The sequence below is a fragment of the Streptomyces sp. NPDC059718 genome (assembly GCF_042733315.1).
Taxonomy (GTDB): domain Bacteria; phylum Actinomycetota; class Actinomycetes; order Streptomycetales; family Streptomycetaceae; genus Actinacidiphila.
This window is the reverse complement of record NZ_JBHWGA010000062.1, coordinates 28475-50331: the sequence shown is the minus strand read 5'-3', so window position 1 is coordinate 50331 and position 21857 is coordinate 28475. Positions and strand designations below refer to the sequence as shown.

The window sequence follows — 21857 nt, the reverse complement described above, 5'->3', positions numbered from 1 at the left end:
GAACTGCCCCCAGTTTCGACCGGATTGCTGCGACAACCCGGCGGTGAAGGTCTCTCACCTCACTCGATTCCATGGCGCCTCGTGGCGCACCCACCCGCTTCGACAAGCTCGCCAACCCCTATCGCGCCGGCCTCTGTCTCGCCGCACTCATCCTCTGGCTCCGCGAGCCCGCCCAATGATCATTTGTCAGACAGACCCTGGGGGCAGCCGGCCAGGCCTCTGCGTGCCGTGGCCGAAGGCCACGCCGTCCTTCGCCCCTGTCCTGACCGGTCACGTCATCGACGTCGTGACCCGTGAGCCCGCTTCCCGGACGAGCCTGCCCGACATGGCACGTTTCGCATCTTCGGCCACACACCGGTCCGACGTGCTACGCCTTGTCACCCGGTCGGCTCCCCAACGTGGACACAGCCGTCGCGTCGCACAGGACCGGAAGGCACCGCCAAAGGCCGTGCCTTCCGGGTAAGTGCAAGGCCTGGAACCGCCAACCGCGTCGACGCCGCACACATCCCCCTGCGTGCGTGGCCTTGGTGGGATACGAGAGCTGATGGCGGACCAATCACCGCCGGCCACGAGGTACGAGGTGGGGCGAGGTCTCACGCGGAGATGGTGAGAAGCTTCTGGCCGTTGTCGGCGTAGATGGCGAAGTGACTGATCTCTCCCGGGGACATGGGTACCGACCCGGAAATCCTGGCGCCGCCCGGGTACGTGACGGCCTGCCAGGTGGCGGCGGTCGCTGTGGTGCCCGTGACCCCGACCGCTTGCAGGCTGCACGTGATCCCGGGGGGTTCTCCCTTGGCGGAGACCTGCAGGGCACTGCCCCAGGCGGCGGGCGAGACCTCCACCGAGGCGGACACGCCTGTGGTGGGGTCGGTTCCGGAAAAAGTGCGGACCGGGGCCGGTGACGTCGGTGCAGGCTGCGCCACCTGGCTGCCGGTGGAGGCGATGGTGGCCAGCCACGTGCCGCCCGATGCTGCCGCCGCGATGAGCGTGGTGGCCGTGGCGACCCCGACCAGCTGCCTTCGCCAGACGGTACGACGTCGGGACGCGGCCTGCTGGAGCAACCGGTCGAGCCGGCCTCGTTCGGTTCGCCCCGGGGTGGCCGGTACGGCAGCGGTTGCAGGCTGCGGCTGTGCGCTTGCGGCGGCCCGCTGTACGAGGCGATCGGCCAGCTCCTCGCTTGCCGCGGGCGCGGCCTCGGCCACGGCCTGGGCCTCGGCCACGCTGACCGTCGTGAGCAGCGCGGGCAATCCCGCCAGCTCGGCATGCTCGGCGCGGCACTCGTCGCATTCCGCGAGGTGGGCGCGCACCTGCTCCGTCTCCGCCGGGGACAGCGTTTCCAGCACGTACCCGCCCAGGGAGAACCGGACGGCGTCATGGCCGCCATTCATGGTCCGCACCTCCTCCATGCCGCTGTCACGGCTCGATACCCCGTTCCTGCAGCGCCAGCCGCAGCGCCTTCAAGGCGTAGTACGTCCGCGACTTCACGGTGCCCACCGGAAGGTCGAGCACCTTCGCCGCCTCGACCATCGTCCGGCCCCTGTAGTACGTCTCCAGCAGCACGGCCCGGTGCTCGGGGGACAGCGTCCGGATGGCGTCGGCCACCGCCCAGCTTTGCAGCGCCTGCTCGATCTCGTCTTCCCCGGCCGTTTGCTCCACGACCTGTTCCAGCGCCTCGCCATCGACCTCGGTCGGCCTGGCCCGGCGGGCCCGGTGGGCGTCGACGACCAGATGCCGCGCAACCGTGCACAGCCACGCCCGGGCCGGACCGCGTTCGGGGTCGAACGCCGCGGGATGCTGCCAGGCCCGCAGCAGTGTCTCCTGCACCACATCCTCGGCCCATTGCCAGTCTCCCGAGGTCAATCGCAGGACGAAGTGGAACAGCGGCCCGGCATGCTCGGCGTACAGCGTGCGGAGCAGTTCCTCGTCCGCGTAGGAAATGGTCCCCCGCTCGGAGACGCGATTTCCGGGGCGATCCGGCTGACGCGTCGGATCGCGCTTCGGAAGACTCCACGGCATAAGACAATGATCCCATATCATGCAAATCTTCAAAATTCTACAAAAGGTGCTTACGTGCCGAACCGTGCGGCCCCGGCACCCGTGAAACCCGACCAGCACCGATAAGCATCGATCCCCGAGATCCCCTTTCCCGTCCCACAAGGAGTGAGCCGAGATGACCGAGAAGATTCCGCCGCCCCTCGGGGCCTCCCGTACCTCCGTGCGGGCTGGCGGCGAGTCTCGGTTTGCGGTGAGTTGCTCTCGCGCCCGACCTCGACGCGCCGATGAGGGTCCGCCTCGGTATTGGCCAATCTTGCACTGTTCGGAAAGTCGTTCGAACCTCTAGCCTCCTGGTTCGTTGGCAGGTGCACATCGAGAAAGAGAGGCCATGCGTATCCGATCCCGTGCCCTCAGTGTCTTCGCGGCCGCCACGCTGGCAGCTGCCGGACTCACCGCAGCGGTCAGCACGTCGGCCAGTGCCGCCGCAACGTCCTGCCTTGGCGCCGCCAAGGGCTACAACAGCGACCCCACCTACAACTACTGGCCTGAGGGCACCACCTCCTGGGCCGTCACCACGTCCAGCTGCAACGACATCAACGTCAAGCCCAACAACGGCGTCTACGTGCAAACTTGCTTCAACCCCAGCAACGGCAACTACTACTGCAACAGCAAGCGCTGGATAGCTGCCGGAACCTGGGGACTGGCGGCAACCGACGTCCTGGACAACACCTCGTTCTACCTGCAGTTTGACCGGCCCAGCTCGGGCCAGGTCGCCTACTGACCCGCTTATACGGCCGCTGTGGGGGCTCTGGCGAACCTCTCGAGCCAGAGCCCGCATAGGGCACAAACGTGCTGCGTCCGGTCAACAACACCTGCGAATGGCAGCGAGGGCGAACCCCCTGGGCGTGCATCGAAAGTGGACCTTGGTGTGTGATGATCTCGTTCTGTGTTGCGCAGGGATCTGACGGATGAGCACTGGTCGTTACTGGGCAGGCGAGGTTTGTCGTGTGGGTGGATTCTCTTCTCCGTCGCACGGGTTGGGACGCGCGGGACGTCGCACAGCCCTGGGCGGAGATCGAAGCGGCGCTGGGGACCGAGCTCCCTAACGATTTCAAGCTGTTGTGTCAGGCCTTCGGCGCCGGCGAGTTCTCGCAGGAGATGTCGGTGCTGTGCGCTGATGAGACCCGCGTGCTGGATCTGGTGACAACACGGCGCTCCCTGCTGGAGAGCGACAACAGTTCGGACGGTCCGTTCGCGCCCTACAGGATCTACGAGCCCGGCACGACGGGGGGCCTGATCCCATGGGGATCCTCGGCTTCGGGCGACTGGTTCTTCTGGCAGGTCACGGGCGGCGCGGTGGACGCATGGCCGGTCCTCACCATGCAGGTGGACACCTGGGAGTGGAACCGTTTCGAGATGACCGCCGCGGAGCTCCTGTACCGGATCCTCACCGAACCCGGGTTCTGGCCACCCTCCGCGGCGCAGGCCGTGTGTGGGCCCGTGGCACAGGCCATGCCCGAGCCGTTCTTCGAGCCTGCCTGATCGGTTGGCGAGCGGAGAGGAGGGCTTCGCGGATCTTGCTGAACAGCGCCAGGGTCAGAGACTCCAGATCGCAGTACAGCCATGGGTTGAGCTGCTGTCGAAGGATCTGGGGCGTGCACCGGGCATACCCTCGCCCGAGCGGGTGATGGCCCGTGCGGGGCGAGTGTCGGCGTTGGCGTGATCGGGAACTTGGGCCAGTCTCGTCTCGGAAGGGAGGCCGCGAAACATGGTCGTGCACGTTGTGGAATTCCCGCGTGGCGTCCGCGCCGGACTGCGGTTCCTGCCACTCGCCGTGCTGACCGCTGCCACTGCGTGCTCCAGCAGTTTCGGCCCCGGCCCTGACCGGGGACCGAGTCCCATCGACAAGCACAAGGAACTCGCTATGGACACCCACCTCCAGGTCGGCGGGAACGGCCCGGCGTCCCCGGTGCCCGGCAGGGCCGCGGCAAGCGCGGTCGAGCAGTAGTGATGGCTCCCGGTCCCGGCGACCGTCCGCGCAGCCACACGGTCATCCGAGTGATGCTCCAAGTGGTGACTGCGGCCGCACTGGCCGTGGACGCCTACGTGCACGCCGACCTCGCCGGCCCCTACGATGTGGTCGGGCGTCAGATCAGCCAGGGAACGCTGTTTCGCCTCGAAGCCGCCGTGGCGTCGCTGGCCGCGCTGTTGGTCCTGCTGTTCGGTCGCCGGCGGCTGGTGTGGATGTTCGCGTTCCTGGTGTCCGTCTCCGCGCTGGGCGCCGTGCTGCTCTATGGGTATGTGAACGTGGGCGCTCTCGGTCCGCTGCCGAACATGTACGAGCCGTATTGGGGGCCGAAGAGGACCGGCAGCGCGATCGCCGAGGCCGTCGGCGCTGTGACCTCGCTCGTGGGCTTTCTGATCACCGGCCCGCCGCGCACTGCGTCCGCTCGGGCCGGCGCTCCTCGGGGCGGCAAGGCCGACGGCGGGGGCGGCTGATCACATGCCACGCCTCGCCTCGCGCACCGAATCCCGGCAGCTCCTGGGGCTGCTGTGGCTGCTGATGCGCCTGGCTGTGACCGCCGTCCTCATCTGGCACGGGCGGATGCACACCACCCGGAGTGCCGGCGCAGCCTTTTTGGGGGTGCACGGCCACGGCGTCTTCCTGCTCAAGGCCGAGCTGGGCAGCGCTCTGCCGGCCTGACGCTGATCCGGCTGCTCCTCGCGCTGTGGATGTACGGCCGGCTGCCCGGCCTGCGGGCCGCACCGCACCGGTGCCCACCGTGCACCGCCTGATCGGTCTGGTCGCTTTCCTGCTCTCCATCCCGATCGCCCAGGAATGCATCATCTCCGACGGCGTCAGCCTGACCGGGACCGGTGGCGCTGCACTCGCTCGCCGGCTGTTTTCTCTATGGGGCCTTTGTCGCCAAGGTCGTCGTGGTGCGCCACCGCCGCTGGCCGGGCTGGGCGCTCCCGCTCGCCGGTGGCGCGCTCGTCATGATGATCGCCCTGGCCTGGTACTCGGCGGCGTTCTGGTACCTGGACGGGTACTGTGCGCGCCCGGTCTGTAGGCGGACGGCGCCGGTTCGGTGCCGTCGTCGGCCTCTATTGGCAGTGGTCACCAACCCGCCGCCTCCCAAGGTGCGAGGTGACCGGTTCGCGCGAATGCCGTTCCGTTCCTTCGGGGCGCTGGTGCCGCCGGTTCTTGAGGTGACCGGCGCCGGCGTACCTCGCGGCCGGGGCGGCACCGACCGCCGACACCGGGGTGGGGTTGGCCGGCTGCGGGCCCGCACGCAAGCACGCGCCTTATATCGCTCTGGAACATGTGTGTAAAGTGGGGCGTATCATACCCAAGGCAGGCGAGAGGAGTGAATTATGATCGCCAAGCTGCTCGCCAAGTTGTCGTTCACTCGCAACTACGGTGCGTACGGGGCCCACGACTGGGGTACGTCCGCCGACAAGGCGTGACCGCGCTGCCGGGCGCCACAGGCGCCCGGCCGTGCTGCCGACGATATCGACCTGGAAAGGTACGAGCGTCAAGGGCGATCTCATGGGCCGAGTGAATGAGCCGCCGCGGTTGCCCGAGGGCAACTTCGCGGCTTGGAGCCGTGACCGGCTGGCATTGGCGCGCCGTGGCGCTGACGAGTGCGGGGACGTCTGGCAGCTGGAGCCGGGTGTCTACGTAGCCGCCACGGCCGGGCCGTGTGAAGAAGTCCTGCACCGTGCGCAGGACTTCCCCAAGCCGCCCTCGCCCCTCTTCCCGCCGTTGAAGCGGGCCGGCGGCGGCGCGCCGACGTCCGAGGAGCGTGCGCACGCGCGCGCCGCCCGTATGCGCGGGCTGCGTCCGCAGGCGGTTGCGGCCCGGATCGGTGAGATCGCGTCCGGGACCGTTCGGATTGCCGACCAGTGGCCCACGGGTCGGGACGTGGAGATTCTGCCCCTGGTCCGGCCGGTCTTGGCGGAGGTCGGCGTGCGTTACCTCTTCTCCGAAGACGCTCCCAGCCTGCTGCCCTTCGCCTGGCAGCTCTTCGTGGCCCGGGAGGTGCTCGTTCGCCCCACGCGCTGGGTATGGCCGGGCTGGGTCCCCACACCGGCTCGGCGGTTCCGCACCCGGCAACAGGTCGCCTTCACCGACGCCTTGCGGCCCATCGTCCGGCGGCGCCGTTCATCGGGTCGGCTCGGTGACGACGTGCTCGGACAGATGCTCCGCCCCTCCTGCCGCTACGGCGCACTGGCGGAAGGGGCCATCCTCGACACTCTGCCCGGAATCACCGTCGCCACCTTCGAGACACCTTCCCGGGCAGCCGGATGGATCCTGCTTCACCTGGCCCGCCACCCCGAGGCCGCAGACCGAATCGCGGCCGAAGCCGCCCTACTGCCCGCAGACGCGGCTGCGACGACCAGCACCCACCTCGAGCGCCTGCAATACACTCGGGCGCTGGTAAGCGAAGTGTTCCGGCTACACCCCCCGAGCTGGCTGCTGACCCGGCGCGCCCCGCAGCGGACCCAGCTCGGCGACTACACCATCGACGCCGGGTCCACCGTTCTCGTCTGCCCCTACACCGCCCACCGCGACGCACGGGAACACCCAGAGCCGGACCGGTTCCGACCCGAACGCTGGCTCGATGATTCGTGCTCTCCGGCGAAACCCGGGGTCTTCCTCGCCTTCGGCACCGGGCCCCACAGCTGCGAGGGAGCTGCCCTGGCCATGGCCATGCTCACGGTCCTGACCGCCCACACCGCCCACCGCTACCACCTGAGCGAGCCACCCGGCCCGGAACCCGGCTACCGGGTCACCACCTTCGAAGGTCTCGCAACCCCCGGCCTGCACCTGCGTGCCTCCGTGCGCGGCCGAGCGCCGTCCTGCCTTCGGTGACACACCGCCTCAACGTGAGGGTCTGCAGCTCCCACTCCCTGTGGAGGTCGGGGTGAAAGTCGTCGTTGATCTTTCCCGATGTGTGGGGTACGCGCAGTGCGCGTTCCTGGCTCCGGAGGCGTTCCGGATGCACGGTCAGGAAGCGCTCATGTACGACCCGAACCCCGACGACGCCCAGCGCGACCAGGTGCTCCGCGCCGCGGCGGCCTGCCCGGTCCAGGCGATCCTGGTCGACCGACTGGAGGCGCGGCATGCACCGGCGGAGGCGCCGCCGTCATGACCGGTGTCGACAACCTGCGTGCGTTCAAGCGCGATGGCCGCATCGTGGTTGTCGGGGCTTCGCTGGCGGGGCTGCGGGCCGCGGAGGCTCTGCGAGACGAGGGTTTCGCCGGATCGTTGACCATGATCGGTGACGAGTTGGGTGAGCCCTACGACCGGCCTCCCCTGTCCAAGCAAGTACTGACCGGGTGGGTGCCGGCCGGGGGCACCACTTTGCCCCGCCGTCGTGGCATCGATGCGGAGTGGCTGCTGGGGGTGCCCGCCGGCCGGCTGGACCTCGCGACGAACCACGTGCGTCTGGCCGACGGACGCGAGGTTCCCTTCGACCGGGTACTGATCTCCACCGGGGTACGGGCCCGGCCGTGGTTCGTCGAGTCCGAGGCGGCCCTGGACGGAGTGTTCGTGGTGCGTACACGCGAGCATGCCGAGAGCCTGCAGCGGGCCCTTGCCGCCCGGCCCTCCCGGGTGCTGGTCATCGGTGCGGGATTCACCGGCTCCGAGATCGCCTCCGTCTGCTGCGAGCGGGACATCCCGGTGACGGTCGCCGAACTCGCGCCGGCCCCGCTGGTCGGGGCGCTCGGCGCCATGATCGGCGAGGTGGCGGCCGACATGCAGCGCGCTCACGGTGTCGACCTGCGGTGCGGTGTCAAGGTCGCCCGGCTGGAGGGCGACGCGCAGGGACGGTTTTGCCGTGCTCACTTCGACGACGGCAGTACGGTCGACGCCGATGTGGCGGTGGTGGCACTTGGGAGCGTTCGCAACACCGAGTGGCTGCGGGGGTCGGGACTGGCGGCGGGCGTGTGGGGAATCACCTGTGACACGGGCTGCCGCGCCCTCGACATCCATGGCCGCGTCATCGACGACGTCTTCGCCGCGGGAGACGTGGCACGTTGCCCGAACCCCATCTACGATTACCGGCTCATCTCAATGGAGCACTGGGCCAACGCCGTGGAGCAGGCAGAGGTCGCGGCACACAACATGGTCAGTGCCCAGGCGGACCGCCGGCCCCACCTGTCCGTCCCGCTGTTCTGGTCGATCCAGTTCGGCGTCAACATCAAGTCCGTCGGCGTGCCGACCTTCGCCGACGAGGTGCTGGTCACCCAGGGATCGCTCGACGACCACCGTTTCGTCGCCGCATATGGCTATCGGGGCCGTGTCACAGCCGCCGCCAGCTTCAACAACGGTAAGTGGCTGGACCACTACCGACGGTTGATCGAGACAGCCGCACCTTTCCCGCCCTCCTGCCCCACGCCGGACCAGCCGACCGACATGAAACCGGTGCCCGCCGACTTCCCCGGCCCCGCCCTGCTCGCGCAGGAAGCCACGGCGGTCGTCACAGGCCATGACCCGGGTGAGTGCCGCGTCACGGCCGTGCACCAGCATGGGCAGGAGAAAGGCCGGACGACCACGACCCACATGCCCGGCACGCTGCAACGGATCTTCGACTACTCCGCCCGGGCCGACCCCTACCCGCTGTATGCCGAGTTGCGCAAGACGCCGGTGGCTCGGCAGGAGGACGGCAGCTACGTCATCAGCACCTATCGCGAGATCACGAACATACTGAACGACCCGCATCTGAGTTCCGACGCGCGCAATCTGACGCGTCCGCCGATGCCCGCAGCCCCGGAACGGGTCACGTCCTCGTTCATCCACATGGACTCGCCCGAGCACGATCGCCTGCGGCGTATGGCGATGCGTCACTTCGGCCCCCCGCACACCCCTGGGCTGGTGACCGGACTTGAAGGCTTCCTGACCGCCACCGTCGGCAGCCTGATCGACGGTTTGGCGGGCAAGGAGCAGATCGACGTCGTCGACGATTTCGCCTTCCCGCTGCCCGTAACCGTGATCTGTCACTTGCTCGGCGTGCCACGCGAGGACGAGCCGAGGTTCCACCTCTGGGTGAACGACATCATGAACTCGATCGACTACAACCCCGAGACCGACCCGAAGGAGAAACTGGACAAGGGCATACAGGCCCGCAAGGACTTGCGCCAGTGTCTCGGCGAGCTGGTGGAACAGCGCCATGGCCGGCCGCGAGACGGCCTGCTGTCACGGCTGGCCAACGACGACGGGCCCGATGGTCGGATGGCCGACGCAGACATCGTCGCCACCGCCAGACTGCTCTTCATTGCCGGCCATGAGACCGTCGTCAACCTCATCACCAACGGCATGCTGACGCTGCTGCGCCACCCGCAGGTGCTGCAGCGACTGCGCGAAGAACCGGACCTCGTCGTGCCGCTGGTCGAGGAACTGCTGCGCTACGAGCCCCCCGTGCACATCATTCCCTGGCGGGCGGCGTACAGCGACATCACCGTCGCCGACACCACCATCCCCCAGGGCTCGCAGATCATGCTCCTGCTGGCCTCAGGCAGTCGCGATCCGAAGCGCTTCCACGATCCGGACCGCTTCGACCCGGATCGGCGTGACAATCAGCACCTGGGGTTCGGCAGCGGCATCCACCTGTGTTTCGCCGGCCCGCTGGCCCGGCGGGAAACCCAGATCGCGCTGACCGAGCTGGTACACCGCCTCGACCGCCCCAGGCTGGTCGCCGACCCACCGCCGTACCGGCCCAGCCCCGTTCTTCGGGGCCCGATCCATCTGGACATCCAGCAGGGTGACGGCTGACGCGGCAACCGAGGGCAGTTGCAAGGTCGCGCCGCGGACGAACCGGCTGGCTCAACAGACGAACCTCGATCAAGTCCGAGTACCGTTCCGCACACGCCCGGACGATCTGCTCACGGCCCGCTCATCGTGTGTCGCCGATCGAACTCGTCGGCGAGCACGCCCATCATGACGAGGTCGTGATGCCCGCCGGCGAAGAAAACGTGTTCCCGCAAGCGCCCCTCCTCGGTGAAGCCGAGCCGACGAAAAAGCGCCAACGACGCCTCGTTGTCGGCCAAAACCGCCGCCAGGCACTTGTGATAGCGCCGCTCGGCAAACATGAAGCGCAGCAACAGCACCACGGCTTCCGCCGCGTAGCCCTTGCGCCGGTGGCCGGCGCCGATCATGACTTCACACTCGAACCAGCCCGAACAACGACCGGTGCGATGTGAGCCGACCGCGCCGACCAATTCCCCCGTGGCCGTCGTCTCGACCACCAACCGGAAACGGTCGTCATCGCACTCGGCAACGGCCTGCTCCTTCGCCCAGGCACGATAGCTCTCGGCGGACCGCGGCAGTTCCAACCGGCCCACTCGCCGCCCGTCATCGTCCGCGAAGCGCGCGAACGCCGACCAGTCATCGGGCTCAATAGTGCGCAGGCGCACCCGCTTACCGGTCCAGGACGATGCCATGCCCTATACGATCACGCTGCACTGCGCGCGAGGCCAACAGGCACGCCGAGGCGGCGCTGCCGGCCCCGTGCCAGATGCGTGCCAGTTGCCTGGATCCCCACCCCGGCCTGACCACCAAATCAGTCACGTTTCATCGTGATTCGTGCAGATCACCGGGTCTGGTGGGATGAGTCGTTGGGGTGCTCGCGCCGTTCATCAGGGTGATCGTCGCGTGGAGATCGTCCGTCCCCGCGCTACCTGGTGGTGCGTCAGTAAAAGCAGGGCCCGCACCAGCGCGGTCGCGTGACGCGGATGCATGCGCACCTTGGTCGGGATCCGGAAGGTCTTCAGGCTCGCGAAGCCGTGCTCGACCGTGGCCCGCAGGCTGCTGATCAGCTGGTTCAGACCCTATTCGGCGAGGAGAGCCGCTTGCCGCCGCTCGCCTTGCCCGGTGACGACTGCCGGCTGCCCCCCGTTGCCGTCGTCCAGACCGACGATTCCCAGGTCGGCCACGGCAGTCAACTCAAGTGCCCGCAGCCACGCGCACAGCTTGTCGTAGCGGGCGGCCGTGATCTCGCTGCAGGCGCCGCGGCGGGCCGAGGAGATCTACAGCAGCCGCCTCTTCGCATCGGTCAGGGTGAGAAAGAGCGGATGCAGATGCGCTCCGTCCGGGGTGCCGTCCTCAGCGAGCGTGAGCAAGTGACGTGCCAAGGTTCTGAGCCTGCCAGCGCTTGTCTCGACAATGATCTCGCTCCCGAGGCCGCGTACCTCGATGCGCGCGCTGTCGTCCCACGTGAAACCTTGACCTACGGCATCGGTGACTGTCGTCAGGTGCGTCGACGCGGGCGGGCCGGGGTTCGACTCAGGTGCCATGCCGGCCATCACGGTCTCCCCACTCAAGATGAACCACACGGGGTCCCCGCGCACGCTTTCCAAGTCTGTTGATGTCACAGAGGGCTGTGTACGACGCTTGGCTCCGATCCCACCCTGAACCCTCGTGAACGGCGCTGAATGAGACGGGGGCTCCGATGGAACGAATAGAGGCTGAGCTGTTTACCGATGGCGGCAACGACTCCGTGGTGCGCCTGCGCCGGGCCGATGCCGTTCCTCGCCCGCCTGCCGGTGGAGGGGCGTCGTCGAGGTAGTCACTGCCGGAACGACCCCGGCATGTGTGGTGACCGGGGTGCTGCCCCCGGTCGGGAACGGCGCACGCCGCGCCCATGCTCTTCACGGCGTGGCGTGCGCGGTTCTCCCGTCGGCGCGGCGAACTTCCGCGGCGGGATCTGCGGTTGCGTCTTCCGTTGTCGGCCCTGCGAACGGGCGGCCTTTCTCTGGCCGTGCCGGACCGGGACCCGCGGTGCCGGGCGGGCTGCCGTGTGGCCGCAATGCCCCGGACGCCGGGATCACCCAGTCGGCTACCAAAAGTGCACATGAGGCCACTCAGGGTGATTCTTGGTGTGGGCTCGCCGCTGTCCACGACAGCTTCCCTCTCTTGGAAGCGGCGTCTGCCGCCTGTCGCGAGCCCTTTCCCGGAGGTGACGTGTTGTCCCGAATAGCCATGCCTCAGGCGTCCGTACGAGGACGCCGAGGCTGCATGCGGATGTGGACTATGGCCGCGAGCGTGGCCCTGGCGTCCAGTGCCCTGACAGGTGCCGCGAACGCGGAGAGCGCGGACGGCGGCCAGGCCGACGCCGCGAAGCCGGGCGTTCAGAACAGTCTCGCCGACCCGTGCAACCTCTTCCCCCACTTCCCCGGGTACTGCCCCAGCCGCCCAGGGGACCACGGCCACTCGGGCCGGCCCGGTCGTCCCGGTCCTCCGGGTCCTCCGGGTCCGCCGGGGACTCCGGCCGCCCCGCACGACCTGAAGGACTTCACCGACAACGGGACGTTCACCCCGCCCGACGGGGTCACCCAGGTCTTCGTCCAGTTGTGGGGCGGCGGCGGGGGCGGCGGCGGGGCCGGCTTCCCCATCGCCATCGGCGGAGGCGGCGGTGCCGGTGGCTTCGCCTGGTGCGCCATACCGGTGACGCCCGGGACGGCCTACACCGTGGTCGTCGGCCAAGGCGGGCTCGGTGCCACGGCCCAGCTCACGGACGGTGCGAAGGGAGGGGACACCACAGTGTCCGGCCCCGGCGGTACTCTCGCGACCGCCTTCGGCGGCACCGGCGGGCACTTCGGCGCGACACCTCTGGTTCCCAGTCCCGGCGGGGAGGGTTCCTGTTCGGCCGGCGGTACGACCCGGCAGGGCGCGGAGGGCACGCCTCCCAACATTTCCGCGGTACTGCCGGGCCAGGGTGGGCGACCTGCGGTGGACGGCATCGTTGACACCGACCCGCCGGGTGCGAGCACGGGCGGTGACGGTGCCCCGAGCGGGCCGCAACCGGCCCTCAACGGCGTCAAGGGATACGTCGTCATCTGGTGGTAGCGAGCCTGCGCATCGCCTGACGCCTGCCACGGCACAGTGCAGCGACCCGGACCCCCCACGCGGGGCCCGGGCCGCTGTACCTGTGCTCAGGCCGCCGACGGAGGCGTCTTGCGCGGCCCTCCGCCCGCCCCCAGCTGCTTCACGCGTGGGCGAAAGCCACGTACGGCCGAGACAGCCGATCCAGCGCGCGGCGGCTATCAGGGCACCGGACTCGTCATCCCGCACCGCCGCACCAAGGGCAAGGAACTCCCGGCTTGAAAAGAGGAACACAACCGCTCCCACAGGCGAGTTCGGGCACGCGTGGAGCACATCTTCGCCCGAATGACGGGTTGGAAGATCCTCCGCGACTGCCACCTGAAAGGCTACGGCGTCCACCACGCCATGCTCGGCATTGCCCGCCTGTGCAACCTTGCCCTCACCGGATAACCAGGCCGACCGCGCTCCGGTTGCCCGCGTCCGCAGGGCCGGCGAGATCACTTACGGGACAACCTTGAGGAATGGACTTCGGACGCCGACCGCCGCACCAAGACCCATATCCCGCCTGAGGTAGGTCACTGCGAAAGGTGGTGCCTGGCCGGTGGACGTGCTCGACACCCTCGTCGCCATCACTTCAGCGGCGCATTGAGCGCTCTACCGCAGTCCACCCGTCGGCGCCACGGTCGTCTGCATCGACGAGCTCGGGCCGATGATTGCTCCCACGCTGGGCTGGTCGCTGGATGGGGGAGGGCGACGCCGGGGCCGAGTGCGTACACCCCATCGCGGGGTCGCGTAGTGGAGCCTGCGACTGAGCGCCCGTTGCTCGGTCCGCAGTGGTGCCGTTGTCTGAGCGAAGGGGCGCATGGGAATCGGCCTGCGCGCCTCCTACGCTTCCTGTGCCTCAGACGTGAGCCTTTCTTCTGCGGCAACAGGAACGGAGTGGGTCTCTCCTGGTCAGCGCACCAAGGTGGTTTCCGCGACGACAAGCAGCACGAGCGACAACTCCGCAACGTCCCCCGAGCCCGAGTCACAACCGCCCCCACGCGGTGGGCGGAACAGGCGCAACAGCGCGACAACTCTGGCCTACGCCGCGGCGATCGTCGGCGCCGTGGCGGCTGCTGTTGCGAGTTTCGGCTCTGGCACAACTTCTGTGACGCCATCTGCCCGTCACGACAACAGGACTCGCTTCCAGAGGAGTTGGAAGCAAGCGCGGCCGAACATCTGTGCCAGGGCACGGCCAGCGCCGGTGGTTCGGCACCTGCCCATGGACTCGGCTCTGACCTGGACCGCTTCCAACTCCTCCGCTGCCCGGCTGAGTACGCGTACTCAGGTGCCGTCTGCCGGACTCCTCCATGCTGGGGGCGAACGCCGGACCGTCTCAGGGGGACATACGCATGGACCACGCCCTGCAGCTGCGCACTGCCACTCCTCGGGATCACGACTGGATCCACGAACTGCGCCACCGCGTGTACGCGGAGGAGCTCGGCCAGCATCCGGTGGATCCGTCGGGAAGGCTGAGTGACGGACTCGACGGCGACAACGTCTATCTCGTGGCCGCGCGCGGCCAGACGCGGATCGGCTTCGTCAGCCTCACCCCGCCGTGGGTCGGCCGCTACTCACTCGACAAGTACCTGACGCGCGAGGAGCTGCCGGTCCTGACCGAGGAGGCGCCGTTCGAGATCCGCGTCCTGACCGTCGAGGAGCACTGGCGGTCCACCGTGGCGGCGCCACTCCTTATGTACGCGGCGCTGCGCTGGGTCGCGGCGCGGGGCGGCCGCCGGGTGGTGGCGATGGGACGCACGGAGCTGCTCGACATGTACCTCGCCGCCGGGCTGCGGCCGGTGGGGCGCACGGTCCGCTCGGGCGCAGTCTCGTTCGAAGTCCTCAGCGGCTCCGTGGCCGAGCTGACGAGGACCGTCGCGGAGCGCCACGGCCGGATCCTGGAGCGGCTGCGGACGGGCCTCGACTGGCGGCTCGACGTGCCGTTCGCGCCGCGTGCGGACGGCTGTGAGCACGGCGGGGCGTTCTTCTCGGCGATCGGAACCGACTTCCGAACCCTGACCCGCCGTCACGAGGTGGTCGCGGCGGATGTGCTGGACGCCTGGTTCCCGCCGTCCCCAGGGGTCCGCGCGGTCCTCTCGGAGGATCCGGGGTGGGCGGCCCGGACCTCGCCGCCGACGGGCGCGGAGGGACTGCTCGCGGAGATCGCCGGGGTCCGCGGGCTGCCGGTGGAGTCGCTGGTCGTCGGGGCGGGCTCGTCCGATCTGATCTTCCGCGCGTTCGGCCGGTGGCTAACGCCGAGCAGCCGGGTGCTCTTGCTCGATCCGGGCTACGGGGAGTACGCCCATGTCACCGAGCGGGTGATCGGCTGCCGGGTCGACCGGCTCCAGCTGCGCCGGGAGGACGGCTGGCTGCTCGACCCGGCCCGGCTCGCCACCACGACCGGCGACGGACGGTACGACCTCGTGGTCGTGGTCAACCCGAACAACCCGACCGGCCGCCACGCCCCGGCCGACGCGCTGCGCGCGGTGATCGAGGCCTCGCCCGTGCGGACCCGGTGGTGGATCGACGAGGCGTACCTGGGGTATGTCGATCCGGCGGACTCGCTTGCCGGGCTCGCCTCGGTCGACGCCCGGGTCGTGGTCTGCACCTCGCTGTCGAAGATGTACGCGCTGTCGGGGATGCGGGCCGCGTACCTGGTGGCCGGTCCGGAGACGGCCGGGGAGCTGCGGCGCTGGACGCCGCCGTGGCCCGTGAGCCTGCCGGCCCAGCTGGCTGCCGTGACGGCGCTGCGCGACCCCGCGTACTACGCGGAGCGCTGGGCCCGCACCCATGTGCTGCGCCGGGGACTGGCGTGCGACCTCGAGGAGTTGGACGGGTTCTCCTCGGTCGACGAGGGGGTGGCGAACTTCCTCACGGTGACCCTGCCGCCGGAGGGACCGAGCGCGGCGCGGCTGGTGCGCGAGTGCCGACGGCACGACGTGTTCCTGCGTGACCTGTCGCCGATGTCCCCGGCGTACGAGGGGCGGACCGTCCGGATCGCCGTCCGCGACACGGCGGAGAACGCGCGGATCGTGGCGGCGTGCCAGAGCGCCCTGGACGCGCTGCGCACGCCGGCCGCAGTGGTGTCGGGCGCGCCGGGACGGGCCTCCCGGTGACGACGGTCGCCGGTCTCGTGCCGTACCTCGGCGGGGCACTGGCGGTCGGTGGCGTCGCGGTGGCGGCGACCCAGCGCCGTGAACTGATGGTCCGCTGGTGCGTGTGGGCGCTCGGAGTGCCTCTGGTGACCGCCGCGTTCTGGCTCGGTCCACCGGGGATCGCGGTGCTCGCGGCCGTGGTCGGTGTGGTCGCGGTGGCGGAGTTCGGCGGGCTGCTCCGGCTGGGTCCGGTGGACCGGGCGGTGCTGGGCGCGGCGATCGTCGGACTCGTCCTCACCGCCTGGCTTGCCCCCGGGGAGGTGCTTCGGGTGGCGGCGGCCGGGGCGCTTGCGATTGCCGGGGTGCCGTTGCTCTCGGGCGACGTGGAGCACGGGCTCCGCCGCCTGGGGGCGGGCCTGCTGGGGCTCGTGTGGCTGGGCGCCCTGGCCGGCCTCGTATCGTCCGGCGCTCTCGGCCTCGTCCTGTTCGTGGCCGTGTCGATCGCCGACATCGTCGCGTACGCGGCGGGTCGCCGTCTCGGCGGCCCCCGGCTCTCCCCGCTGTCGCCCGCCAAGCGGTGGAGCGGCACGCTGGCCGGGGCCGCGGCCGGTCTCCTCACGCTGGCCGTGCTGTCCTCCCTGACGTGGCAGACGGCGGTGGCCGTGGCGGTCGGCGGCCCGCTCGGGGACCTGCTGGAGTCGATGGTCAAGCGGGGCGCCCGCGCCAAGGACGCCGGCCGGTGGCTGCCCGGCTCCGGCGGCATCCTCGACCGGATCGATTCCCTCCTCGTCGCTCTGGCGGTGCTGTTGGTGCTGGAGTGAGCCACGGGGCGGTGGCTTCATACGCGGCAAGCTCGAACCCCTGCTGGCTGGAGGCCAACCGGTGGCTGGCGATCGCCGACACCCCGATCCGTTTGGAAGGCAGCCATGCGATCCCCACCCAGGTCGGCAAGGTGATCCAGCCGGACGTAGTGCTGTGCCGCAGCAACATCGTCGCCATGGCCCAGATTTTCTGCTTCCTCGCTAAGAGCCGCAGGGTCGCACCGGCCGGGGGAGGAGCTGCCCTGCAGGCGCTGGCGCTGGCGTGATGCGACCTGAAAGACGGACGCCGCACCTCCCACCCCGAGTTGGTGCTGTTCACCCCCTGGGGCCAACTGCAGGACTACGCCGAACACGACCCCGCCGGCGCTGACCTGCAGCCCCTGGCCGACCTCGTCGGCTACCACGGCACCGACGCCATCCTCGCCGCGGTCAACCTCCTGGTCCGCGAACAGGCCGCGCAGGTGACCGTGTCGACCGCACACAAAGCCAAGGGTCGCGAATGGCCCCAGGTTGAGATCGCCGACGACTCCCACCCATCCGAGGACAGCGACGAAACCGACGAGCACGGAAGCCCCCTGCCCGGTCCGATCGCCGACGCCGACGCCGACGCGGACGCCGACGCCGACGCCCGCCTCGCCTACGTCGCCGTCACCCGCGCCCGTACCCGCCTCGACCTCGGCGGGCTGACCTGGATCAACGGACCCCCCGATGGCAATCCGCAGTGGTCGCAGGATCCGGCTCGAACCGTCTGCCGAATTGACTCTGGCACGCGTAGCGTGAATCCGGCGGCGACATCGCAAGGTCATTGCGAAACCGCCCTCCTGGCTGTGGATCTGGGGGCGGCCCAGCCCATGGCCCGCCCCCAAAGTACCGTTTCGACAGGGTGTGTGAGGCTATGCGGTGTAGCAGTGAGGCCGGCCGTAGTAGTCGAGTTCGCAGATGACCCTGTCGTAATCGTGGAAGCGTGTCCACATGAAGGACGTGGGGGACTGGGCCCAACTGCCGTCCTGATAGATGTAGTTCGATTCCACCATGACGCCGTCCGCGTCGTAGAACCAGCCGAATTCGCTGTCGCTGGACTTTCCGGACGGGAGCCATCGCGTGTTGCAGTTCCAGGTGGCCCGAACCACGTTGGCGCTGCCGTCGTTCCCGCCGCTGGGGTTCCAGATGTTGCACTTGCTGGCGCCGTCGCTGAGGAAGCGGGCGGTTTTGACGGTGTAGCTCGACGGCAGCCTGTTCTCTACCGTCCCGAACGCTCCCGCGTGAGCCGTTGACACCGGGCCTGCGAGGGTGAGGGCGTTCGCCCCGAGCGTGAGGAGGGCGATGGCTGCGATGCGAAGCTTGTTCTTGATCAAATTCTCCCCCTGTGATGCCGTTTCGACGGGCTGATTCTGGTGGCGAAGAAATGGCATGTCAATGTCAAGCTCACCACAACAACTGCATCCAGATCTCGCCGTGCTCGTCGGCGTCACCGTGGCAGTCAAAGCACCCGCGATCGTGGTGCGGTGTCTGCGACGCAGCCGCACTCCCGCGAGATCGATGCTCCGCATCACGCGTGCGATCCGCTTGTGATCGATCCGCTCGCCCCCTTCGCGGAACTCGGCGGTGATCCTGGGGACGCCGTAGGTGCCGTCGGACTCGTGGTGCACGGCCCGGATCCGGGCAGCCAGGCAGGCGTCGTCCGCCTGCCGGGCGGCCCGGTCCCCGGCCGTCGCGCGCCAGTAGTAATAGCTGGAGCGGGCGATGCCGACGATGGTGCACAGCCGCTTCACGCCGTAGCGGCGCTGGTGGTCGGCAACGAACTGGAAGCGGTTCACCAGCGCGTCTCCCCGGCGAAATACTTGGCTGCCTTCCGCAGGATCTCGCGTTCTTCTTCCAGCTCGCGGACTTTCTTGGGCAAAGCCGCGTTCTCCGCCTCCAACGGCGTCGGCGGCCCGGCCGGTACTTCCGCCCGGCGCCCGCGGGGCTGGCTCGCACCGGCCGCCCGGACCCAGTTCCGCAGGGTTTCGGGGTTGATCCCGAGATCGGAGGCAACCGACCTGATCGTCGCTTCGGGCCGCGACTGGTACAGCGCGACCGCGTCCGCCTTGAACTGCGGCGGATAGTGCTTCATGACCACGAGATGTCCGTTCTCAGATCCTCAGGATCCAGTGTCTCGTGTGTCCAAGATCAGGGGTCAAGGCCCAGGCATATGTCTACGAGTGCACGCCCGCCCCGACCTACCGGAGCGTCTACCGGCAGAACCAACTTGCCCGGGTCTGGGAACGACACCCCCTGACTGGGCCCCTCCCCGTCACGCAGCTCCATTGCGCGACGGGGGGACCTGCGCAGCCTGCTGCTCCCCGTTGGCAGCTACCGGAGCAGCAGCCGGGGCGACCATGGCCTGAGCGATGGCCACCACAACCTCGCGCCGCTGCTCGGCGGTCAGACCGGCATCGGCCACGAGCCTTTCTGCAGCGAGGAACCTGGAGAACTCCAACGGCTGGTCGAAGTACGACCTTAGATGTGTAGCCGCAGCCTCCTGGGACCGGACGAACGTTTTGCTGACGTAGCCGGCCAAGCCTGCGGAGACCGCGCCGAGGCCACCGGCGACGATGCTTCCCGCAGTAGTGCTCGCCTTCAACGCGACGACGACAAAACCGACGAGGAGAGCAAACCCTAGCCCCATTGAGATCTGGGCATTCCGGAAAGACTTCTTTGCCTGCTCCAGTGCGATCTGGTGGTAGAGATCGAGCCGCGCATGCGTGAGCTTCCACTGCTCTGCCAGGGTCAAGCGGTGGCTCTCGGCCTGGCTTGCATACGGGTTGCCGTCTTGCCCAATGGGGGTGTTGTTCGATGAAGGCGTGCTGACGGGGGGTCCGTCGTTACCTACGACGATGGTATGGGCGTGGAGGCGAACAGCATTCTCTAGGTCGCGCTCCGCCTCCCGGACGCGAACGCGACTAGCCTCAATCGCAGACTTATTGGCAAATAGGACGCTAACGCGTATCGCGAATAGCGCAATTGATATCGCAAGTAGCGCGGTGGCGATCAACTGCACTTCCGGTGAGCCGTATTGGACTACGGCCCAAACGCCGACCGCAGAGGGCAAGACCGAGCCGAACGCTTGCCAGGGCCTGATACGAGGCCGCGCCGTACTCGTGCCCCTGGTGGTCGGCGCCTGGGGCTCATCACTGCTCGGCATGAGCAACAGCATGGCGACCGCCCCGGGTGTCGTCCACCCGTTCCGTGACACACGGCAATGTGGCCCCTGCCGTCCACAGGTGGCGTCCGCCGCTCGACGCCGGTAAGCCGGCGGTCGGTGTCTGCTCCACGTCGACGACCTTCACCGACCTGTTACCGGAGACCTTGCCGTTTGTGATCTCCTCCTCTAGCGGGACCGTGTTGCCGGTGGGGACCATGCCGACGCCGAGCTTGTTGGCCGTCACGCCCGTCCCCCCGAGGTTGTCGCCGTCCTTGTCCGGCCACAGCACGCAGCAGGGCAGCCGCACGGCGCGCTCGATGGCGTCGGGCAGCACAGACTTGCCTTCTGGGGCGATGAGAGTGTGATCGGGGAGCGCGGCCCGGATCGCCTCGTGCGCGGCTCGGGTCTCCCGGCGCCGGACTCCGGCACAACCTGCCGGCCGGGGTATCCGGGTTTTCCCGCAGTTTCCCGATCGCATGTCTGGGGGTGTCCCGCAGTATCGCCCGGGAGGCGGTCGGTGACCGCGGCTGGGCTTTACGTTGGCAGGGTACGGGCTTCCCGGCGTCGCGCGATGCGTGGACGCGTTGCGCAGGTCCCGGGAACGCAATGGCTCCCTGGCAATTTGCGAGGGCATCGTGATCCAAGCATTCCGCACTGACATCAAACCGCCCGGCGAGCGGACCGAGTACTGGGCAGACGCCGTGGGCCAGGCGTTCATCCAGATGGAGGTCCGTAGCCTGGGAGAGGCCATGATCCATGGCGCCATTCGACGGGCATGCGTGGCGGGCGTCCAAGCCGGCTTCATCGAGACAAGCCCGCAACGGCTGGCCCGGACCGCGCCGCTCATCGCCGCGGACAGCGACGAGTCGCTGGTGGTGAGCCTGCAACGAACCGGTGCCGGCGTCGCGCGTCAGGACGGCCAGGAGACCCCGGTCGCCGCCGGCGAGTTCGTCATCCTCGACACCCGCAGGCCCTACGCCGTCGAGTTCACCGGCCCGGTACGACGGCACCTCGTCACAGTCCCGCGCGAGATGCTGGATCTCCCGGACTCGGCACTGCGCCTGGTCACCGGCCGGACCTACTCAACCGGTCAAGGCATCAGCGGAATTCTCGCGTCGTACGTGAACGGACTCGTCACGATGGCAGACCGCTGCATCCACGCGCCGACTCCGAAGGACTTCCTCAAACGGGGGATCGTCGACGTGCTGACGGCCCTGGTCGCCCTGGAGGGCAACATCAAGGAAGTAGCCACGCCTGCGGCGGAGGCGGACCTGTTGCGACGCCTGCGCAGCTACATTCGCGCCCACCTGCAAGACCCCGCACTCTGCCCGGCCTCACTCGCGGCCGAACACCACATCTCCGTTCGCTACCTGTACCAGCTCTTCCAGGACGAGCCCATGACCGTCGGCCGTTGGATCCAGCGCCTCAGACTCGAGGCATGCCGAAGGGACCTCGTATCCCCGGAACTCGCGGGGCAGACCGTGGCGGCCGTCGCACACCGCTGGGGCTTCGCCAGCCACGCGCACTTCAGCCGCACCTTCCGTTCGGTCTACGGCGTGTCTCCCATGGAGTGGCGGCAGACCGGCGTCCTGCAGACTGATCCTTTGCAGGCCTTCGATCTCCCCTCTCACCAACACGGCGGGTGATCGGTGCTGCCGTACCGATCCGCGCCACGCGATGCGGGCGCATGCATCGACAGGCAGGCTCGTCCTGCGGCCTTCGCCTTGGATGGCTCGGCGCAGCCCGGGGTTGGCTTGCCCGAACTGGCCGACGACATGCGCGCCGCTTGGTGGCGAAGGATGCGGCCCGGTGCCGCCTGAGCCGGTTGATCGTTCGCTCGACGGTGTTGCGCTTCCTGTACCGGTCTTCGTCGAAGCCGGGTGGCCGTCCAC

21 protein-coding genes and 5 pseudogenes are annotated in these 21857 nt (G+C 68.9%); 18 read left to right on the top strand and 8 right to left on the bottom strand.

Going from position 1 to position 21857, the window contains the following annotated elements; all coding sequences use genetic code 11:
- Positions 1 to 80: 80 nt before the first annotated feature.
- A pseudogene (locus tag ACFV3E_RS41270) lies at positions 81 to 198 on the top strand (IS5/IS1182 family transposase); the annotation flags it as partial.
- Positions 199 to 593: 395 nt separating this feature from the next.
- On the opposite strand, the gene ACFV3E_RS41265 reads toward ACFV3E_RS41270, so the two are convergent.
- Positions 594 to 1406: an anti-sigma factor family protein gene (locus ACFV3E_RS41265; protein ID WP_500540880.1), complete on the bottom strand. Its 813-nt coding sequence runs from the start codon at positions 1404 to 1406 to the stop codon at positions 594 to 596.
- Positions 1407 to 1413: 7 nt separating this feature from the next.
- Positions 1414 to 2016: a sigma-70 family RNA polymerase sigma factor gene (locus ACFV3E_RS41260; RefSeq protein ID WP_500362231.1), complete on the bottom strand. Its 603-nt coding sequence runs from the start codon at positions 2014 to 2016 to the stop codon at positions 1414 to 1416.
- 367 nt (positions 2017 to 2383) lie between these two features.
- On the opposite strand from ACFV3E_RS41260, the gene ACFV3E_RS41255 reads away from it, so the two are divergent.
- From ACFV3E_RS41255 to ACFV3E_RS41205, 11 genes and pseudogenes are all read left to right on the top strand, one after another.
- A complete protein-coding gene (locus ACFV3E_RS41255) occupies positions 2384 to 2776 on the top strand; it encodes a hypothetical protein (protein WP_500540878.1) in 393 nt (130 codons plus the stop codon).
- A 230-nt stretch (positions 2777 to 3006) separates the two neighbouring features.
- Complete coding sequence (locus tag ACFV3E_RS41250) at positions 3007 to 3537, top strand: SMI1/KNR4 family protein (protein WP_500540877.1); 531 nt, start codon at positions 3007 to 3009, stop codon at positions 3535 to 3537.
- Positions 3538 to 3763: 226 nt separating this feature from the next.
- Positions 3764 to 4003 (top strand): hypothetical protein, encoded by a 240-nt coding sequence (locus ACFV3E_RS41245; protein WP_500540875.1) that lies wholly within the window; start codon positions 3764 to 3766, stop codon positions 4001 to 4003.
- 53 nt (positions 4004 to 4056) lie between these two features.
- Positions 4057 to 4494, top strand: coding sequence for a hypothetical protein (locus tag ACFV3E_RS41240; protein WP_500540883.1), 438 nt, complete (start codon positions 4057 to 4059; stop codon positions 4492 to 4494).
- A gap of 4 nt (positions 4495 to 4498) precedes the next feature.
- On the top strand, positions 4499 to 4699 hold the full coding sequence (locus tag ACFV3E_RS41235) for a hypothetical protein (RefSeq protein ID WP_500540873.1): 201 nt from the start codon (positions 4499 to 4501) through the stop codon (positions 4697 to 4699).
- Positions 4617 to 4817: pseudogene (locus ACFV3E_RS41230) on the top strand (hypothetical protein); the annotation flags it as partial. The gene ACFV3E_RS41235 and the pseudogene ACFV3E_RS41230, both read left to right, overlap by 83 nt.
- A 55-nt stretch (positions 4818 to 4872) precedes the next feature.
- Positions 4873 to 5328 carry a DUF6529 family protein gene (locus ACFV3E_RS41225; RefSeq protein ID WP_500540871.1) on the top strand — a complete coding sequence of 152 codons (456 nt, stop codon included), beginning with the start codon at positions 4873 to 4875 and terminating at the stop codon, positions 5326 to 5328.
- A 166-nt stretch (positions 5329 to 5494) separates the two neighbouring features.
- The gene (locus tag ACFV3E_RS41220) at positions 5495 to 6871 is read left to right on the top strand and encodes a cytochrome P450 (RefSeq protein ID WP_500540869.1); all 1377 of its coding nucleotides are present in this window, start codon (positions 5495 to 5497) and stop codon (positions 6869 to 6871) included.
- Positions 6872 to 6923: 52 nt separating this feature from the next.
- Positions 6924 to 7151 (top strand): ferredoxin, encoded by a 228-nt coding sequence (locus ACFV3E_RS41215; protein ID WP_500362223.1) that lies wholly within the window; start codon positions 6924 to 6926, stop codon positions 7149 to 7151.
- A pseudogene (locus ACFV3E_RS41210) lies at positions 7148 to 8515 on the top strand (NAD(P)/FAD-dependent oxidoreductase); the annotation flags it as partial. The gene ACFV3E_RS41215 and the pseudogene ACFV3E_RS41210, both read left to right, overlap by 4 nt.
- Before the next feature lie 51 nt (positions 8516 to 8566).
- A complete protein-coding gene (locus ACFV3E_RS41205; protein ID WP_500540881.1) occupies positions 8567 to 9775 on the top strand; it encodes a cytochrome P450 in 1209 nt (402 codons plus the stop codon).
- A 110-nt stretch (positions 9776 to 9885) separates the two neighbouring features.
- Here the strand turns inward: ACFV3E_RS41205 and ACFV3E_RS41200 are convergent, their stop codons facing one another.
- Together ACFV3E_RS41200 and ACFV3E_RS41195 are read right to left on the bottom strand one after the other, a co-directional pair.
- Positions 9886 to 10443 (bottom strand): GNAT family N-acetyltransferase, encoded by a 558-nt coding sequence (locus ACFV3E_RS41200; RefSeq protein WP_500540867.1) that lies wholly within the window; start codon positions 10441 to 10443, stop codon positions 9886 to 9888.
- 585 nt (positions 10444 to 11028) lie between these two features.
- Positions 11029 to 11373, bottom strand: a complete 345-nt coding sequence (locus ACFV3E_RS41195; RefSeq protein WP_500540865.1) for an Imm32 family immunity protein — start codon at positions 11371 to 11373, stop codon at positions 11029 to 11031.
- 643 nt (positions 11374 to 12016) lie between these two features.
- Between ACFV3E_RS41195 and ACFV3E_RS41190 the strand changes: the two genes are divergently transcribed.
- The 5 genes and pseudogenes from ACFV3E_RS41190 to ACFV3E_RS41170 all read left to right on the top strand — a co-directional run.
- Positions 12017 to 12847: a glycine-rich domain-containing protein gene (locus tag ACFV3E_RS41190; protein ID WP_500540863.1), complete on the top strand. Its 831-nt coding sequence runs from the start codon at positions 12017 to 12019 to the stop codon at positions 12845 to 12847.
- A gap of 180 nt (positions 12848 to 13027) precedes the next feature.
- Positions 13028 to 13273, top strand: a pseudogene (locus tag ACFV3E_RS41185) (transposase family protein); the annotation flags it as partial.
- A 944-nt stretch (positions 13274 to 14217) separates the two neighbouring features.
- Entirely contained in the window at positions 14218 to 15981 is a 1764-nt protein-coding gene (locus tag ACFV3E_RS41180) for an aminotransferase class I/II-fold pyridoxal phosphate-dependent enzyme (RefSeq protein WP_500540861.1), read from the top strand.
- Positions 15978 to 16781: a phosphatidate cytidylyltransferase gene (locus ACFV3E_RS41175; protein ID WP_500540859.1), complete on the top strand. Its 804-nt coding sequence runs from the start codon at positions 15978 to 15980 to the stop codon at positions 16779 to 16781. The genes ACFV3E_RS41180 and ACFV3E_RS41175 overlap by 4 nt, the downstream gene beginning before the upstream one ends.
- A 50-nt stretch (positions 16782 to 16831) precedes the next feature.
- Positions 16832 to 17500 (top strand): annotated as a pseudogene (locus ACFV3E_RS41170) (3'-5' exonuclease); the annotation flags it as partial.
- Between the two features lie 174 nt (positions 17501 to 17674).
- On the opposite strand, the gene ACFV3E_RS41165 reads toward ACFV3E_RS41170, so the two are convergent.
- The 4 genes from ACFV3E_RS41165 to ACFV3E_RS41150 form a co-directional block, all read right to left on the bottom strand.
- Positions 17675 to 18598, bottom strand: coding sequence for an IS3 family transposase (locus tag ACFV3E_RS41165; protein ID WP_500540856.1), 924 nt, complete (start codon positions 18596 to 18598; stop codon positions 17675 to 17677).
- Entirely contained in the window at positions 18595 to 18894 is a 300-nt protein-coding gene (locus tag ACFV3E_RS41160; RefSeq protein WP_500540854.1) for a transposase, read from the bottom strand. The genes ACFV3E_RS41165 and ACFV3E_RS41160 overlap by 4 nt, the downstream gene beginning before the upstream one ends.
- 180 nt (positions 18895 to 19074) lie before the next feature.
- A complete protein-coding gene (locus tag ACFV3E_RS41155) occupies positions 19075 to 19554 on the bottom strand; it encodes a TRADD-N-associated membrane domain-containing protein (RefSeq protein WP_500540851.1) in 480 nt (159 codons plus the stop codon).
- Positions 19555 to 19951: 397 nt separating this feature from the next.
- Positions 19952 to 20299, bottom strand: coding sequence for a hypothetical protein (locus ACFV3E_RS41150; protein ID WP_500540849.1), 348 nt, complete (start codon positions 20297 to 20299; stop codon positions 19952 to 19954).
- 301 nt (positions 20300 to 20600) lie between these two features.
- Between ACFV3E_RS41150 and ACFV3E_RS41145 the strand changes: the two genes are divergently transcribed.
- On the top strand, positions 20601 to 21611 hold the full coding sequence (locus tag ACFV3E_RS41145) for a helix-turn-helix domain-containing protein (RefSeq protein ID WP_500540847.1): 1011 nt from the start codon (positions 20601 to 20603) through the stop codon (positions 21609 to 21611).
- The last annotated feature ends 246 nt before the right edge of the window (positions 21612 to 21857 follow it).

Excerpts from the sequence above, each read along its gene's own strand:
- ACFV3E_RS41265 (WP_500540880.1), bottom strand. The coding sequence starts at position 1,406 with ATGGAGGAGGTGCGGACCATGAATGGCGGCCATGACGCCGTCCGGTTC.
- ACFV3E_RS41190 (WP_500540863.1), top strand. The coding sequence starts at position 12,017 with ATGCGGATGTGGACTATGGCCGCGAGCGTGGCCCTGGCGTCCAGTGCC.
- ACFV3E_RS41205 (WP_500540881.1), top strand. The coding sequence starts at position 8,567 with ATGCCCGGCACGCTGCAACGGATCTTCGACTACTCCGCCCGGGCCGAC.
- ACFV3E_RS41255 (WP_500540878.1), top strand. The coding sequence starts at position 2,384 with ATGCGTATCCGATCCCGTGCCCTCAGTGTCTTCGCGGCCGCCACGCTG.
- ACFV3E_RS41160 (WP_500540854.1), bottom strand. The coding sequence starts at position 18,894 with ATGAAGCACTATCCGCCGCAGTTCAAGGCGGACGCGGTCGCGCTGTAC.
- ACFV3E_RS41200 (WP_500540867.1), bottom strand. The coding sequence starts at position 10,443 with ATGGCATCGTCCTGGACCGGTAAGCGGGTGCGCCTGCGCACTATTGAG.
- ACFV3E_RS41240 (WP_500540883.1), top strand. The coding sequence starts at position 4,057 with ATGCTCCAAGTGGTGACTGCGGCCGCACTGGCCGTGGACGCCTACGTG.
- ACFV3E_RS41260 (WP_500362231.1), bottom strand. The coding sequence starts at position 2,016 with ATGCCGTGGAGTCTTCCGAAGCGCGATCCGACGCGTCAGCCGGATCGC.
- ACFV3E_RS41235 (WP_500540873.1), top strand. The coding sequence starts at position 4,499 with ATGCCACGCCTCGCCTCGCGCACCGAATCCCGGCAGCTCCTGGGGCTG.
- ACFV3E_RS41245 (WP_500540875.1), top strand. The coding sequence starts at position 3,764 with ATGGTCGTGCACGTTGTGGAATTCCCGCGTGGCGTCCGCGCCGGACTG.
- ACFV3E_RS41180 (WP_500540861.1), top strand. The coding sequence starts at position 14,218 with ATGGACCACGCCCTGCAGCTGCGCACTGCCACTCCTCGGGATCACGAC.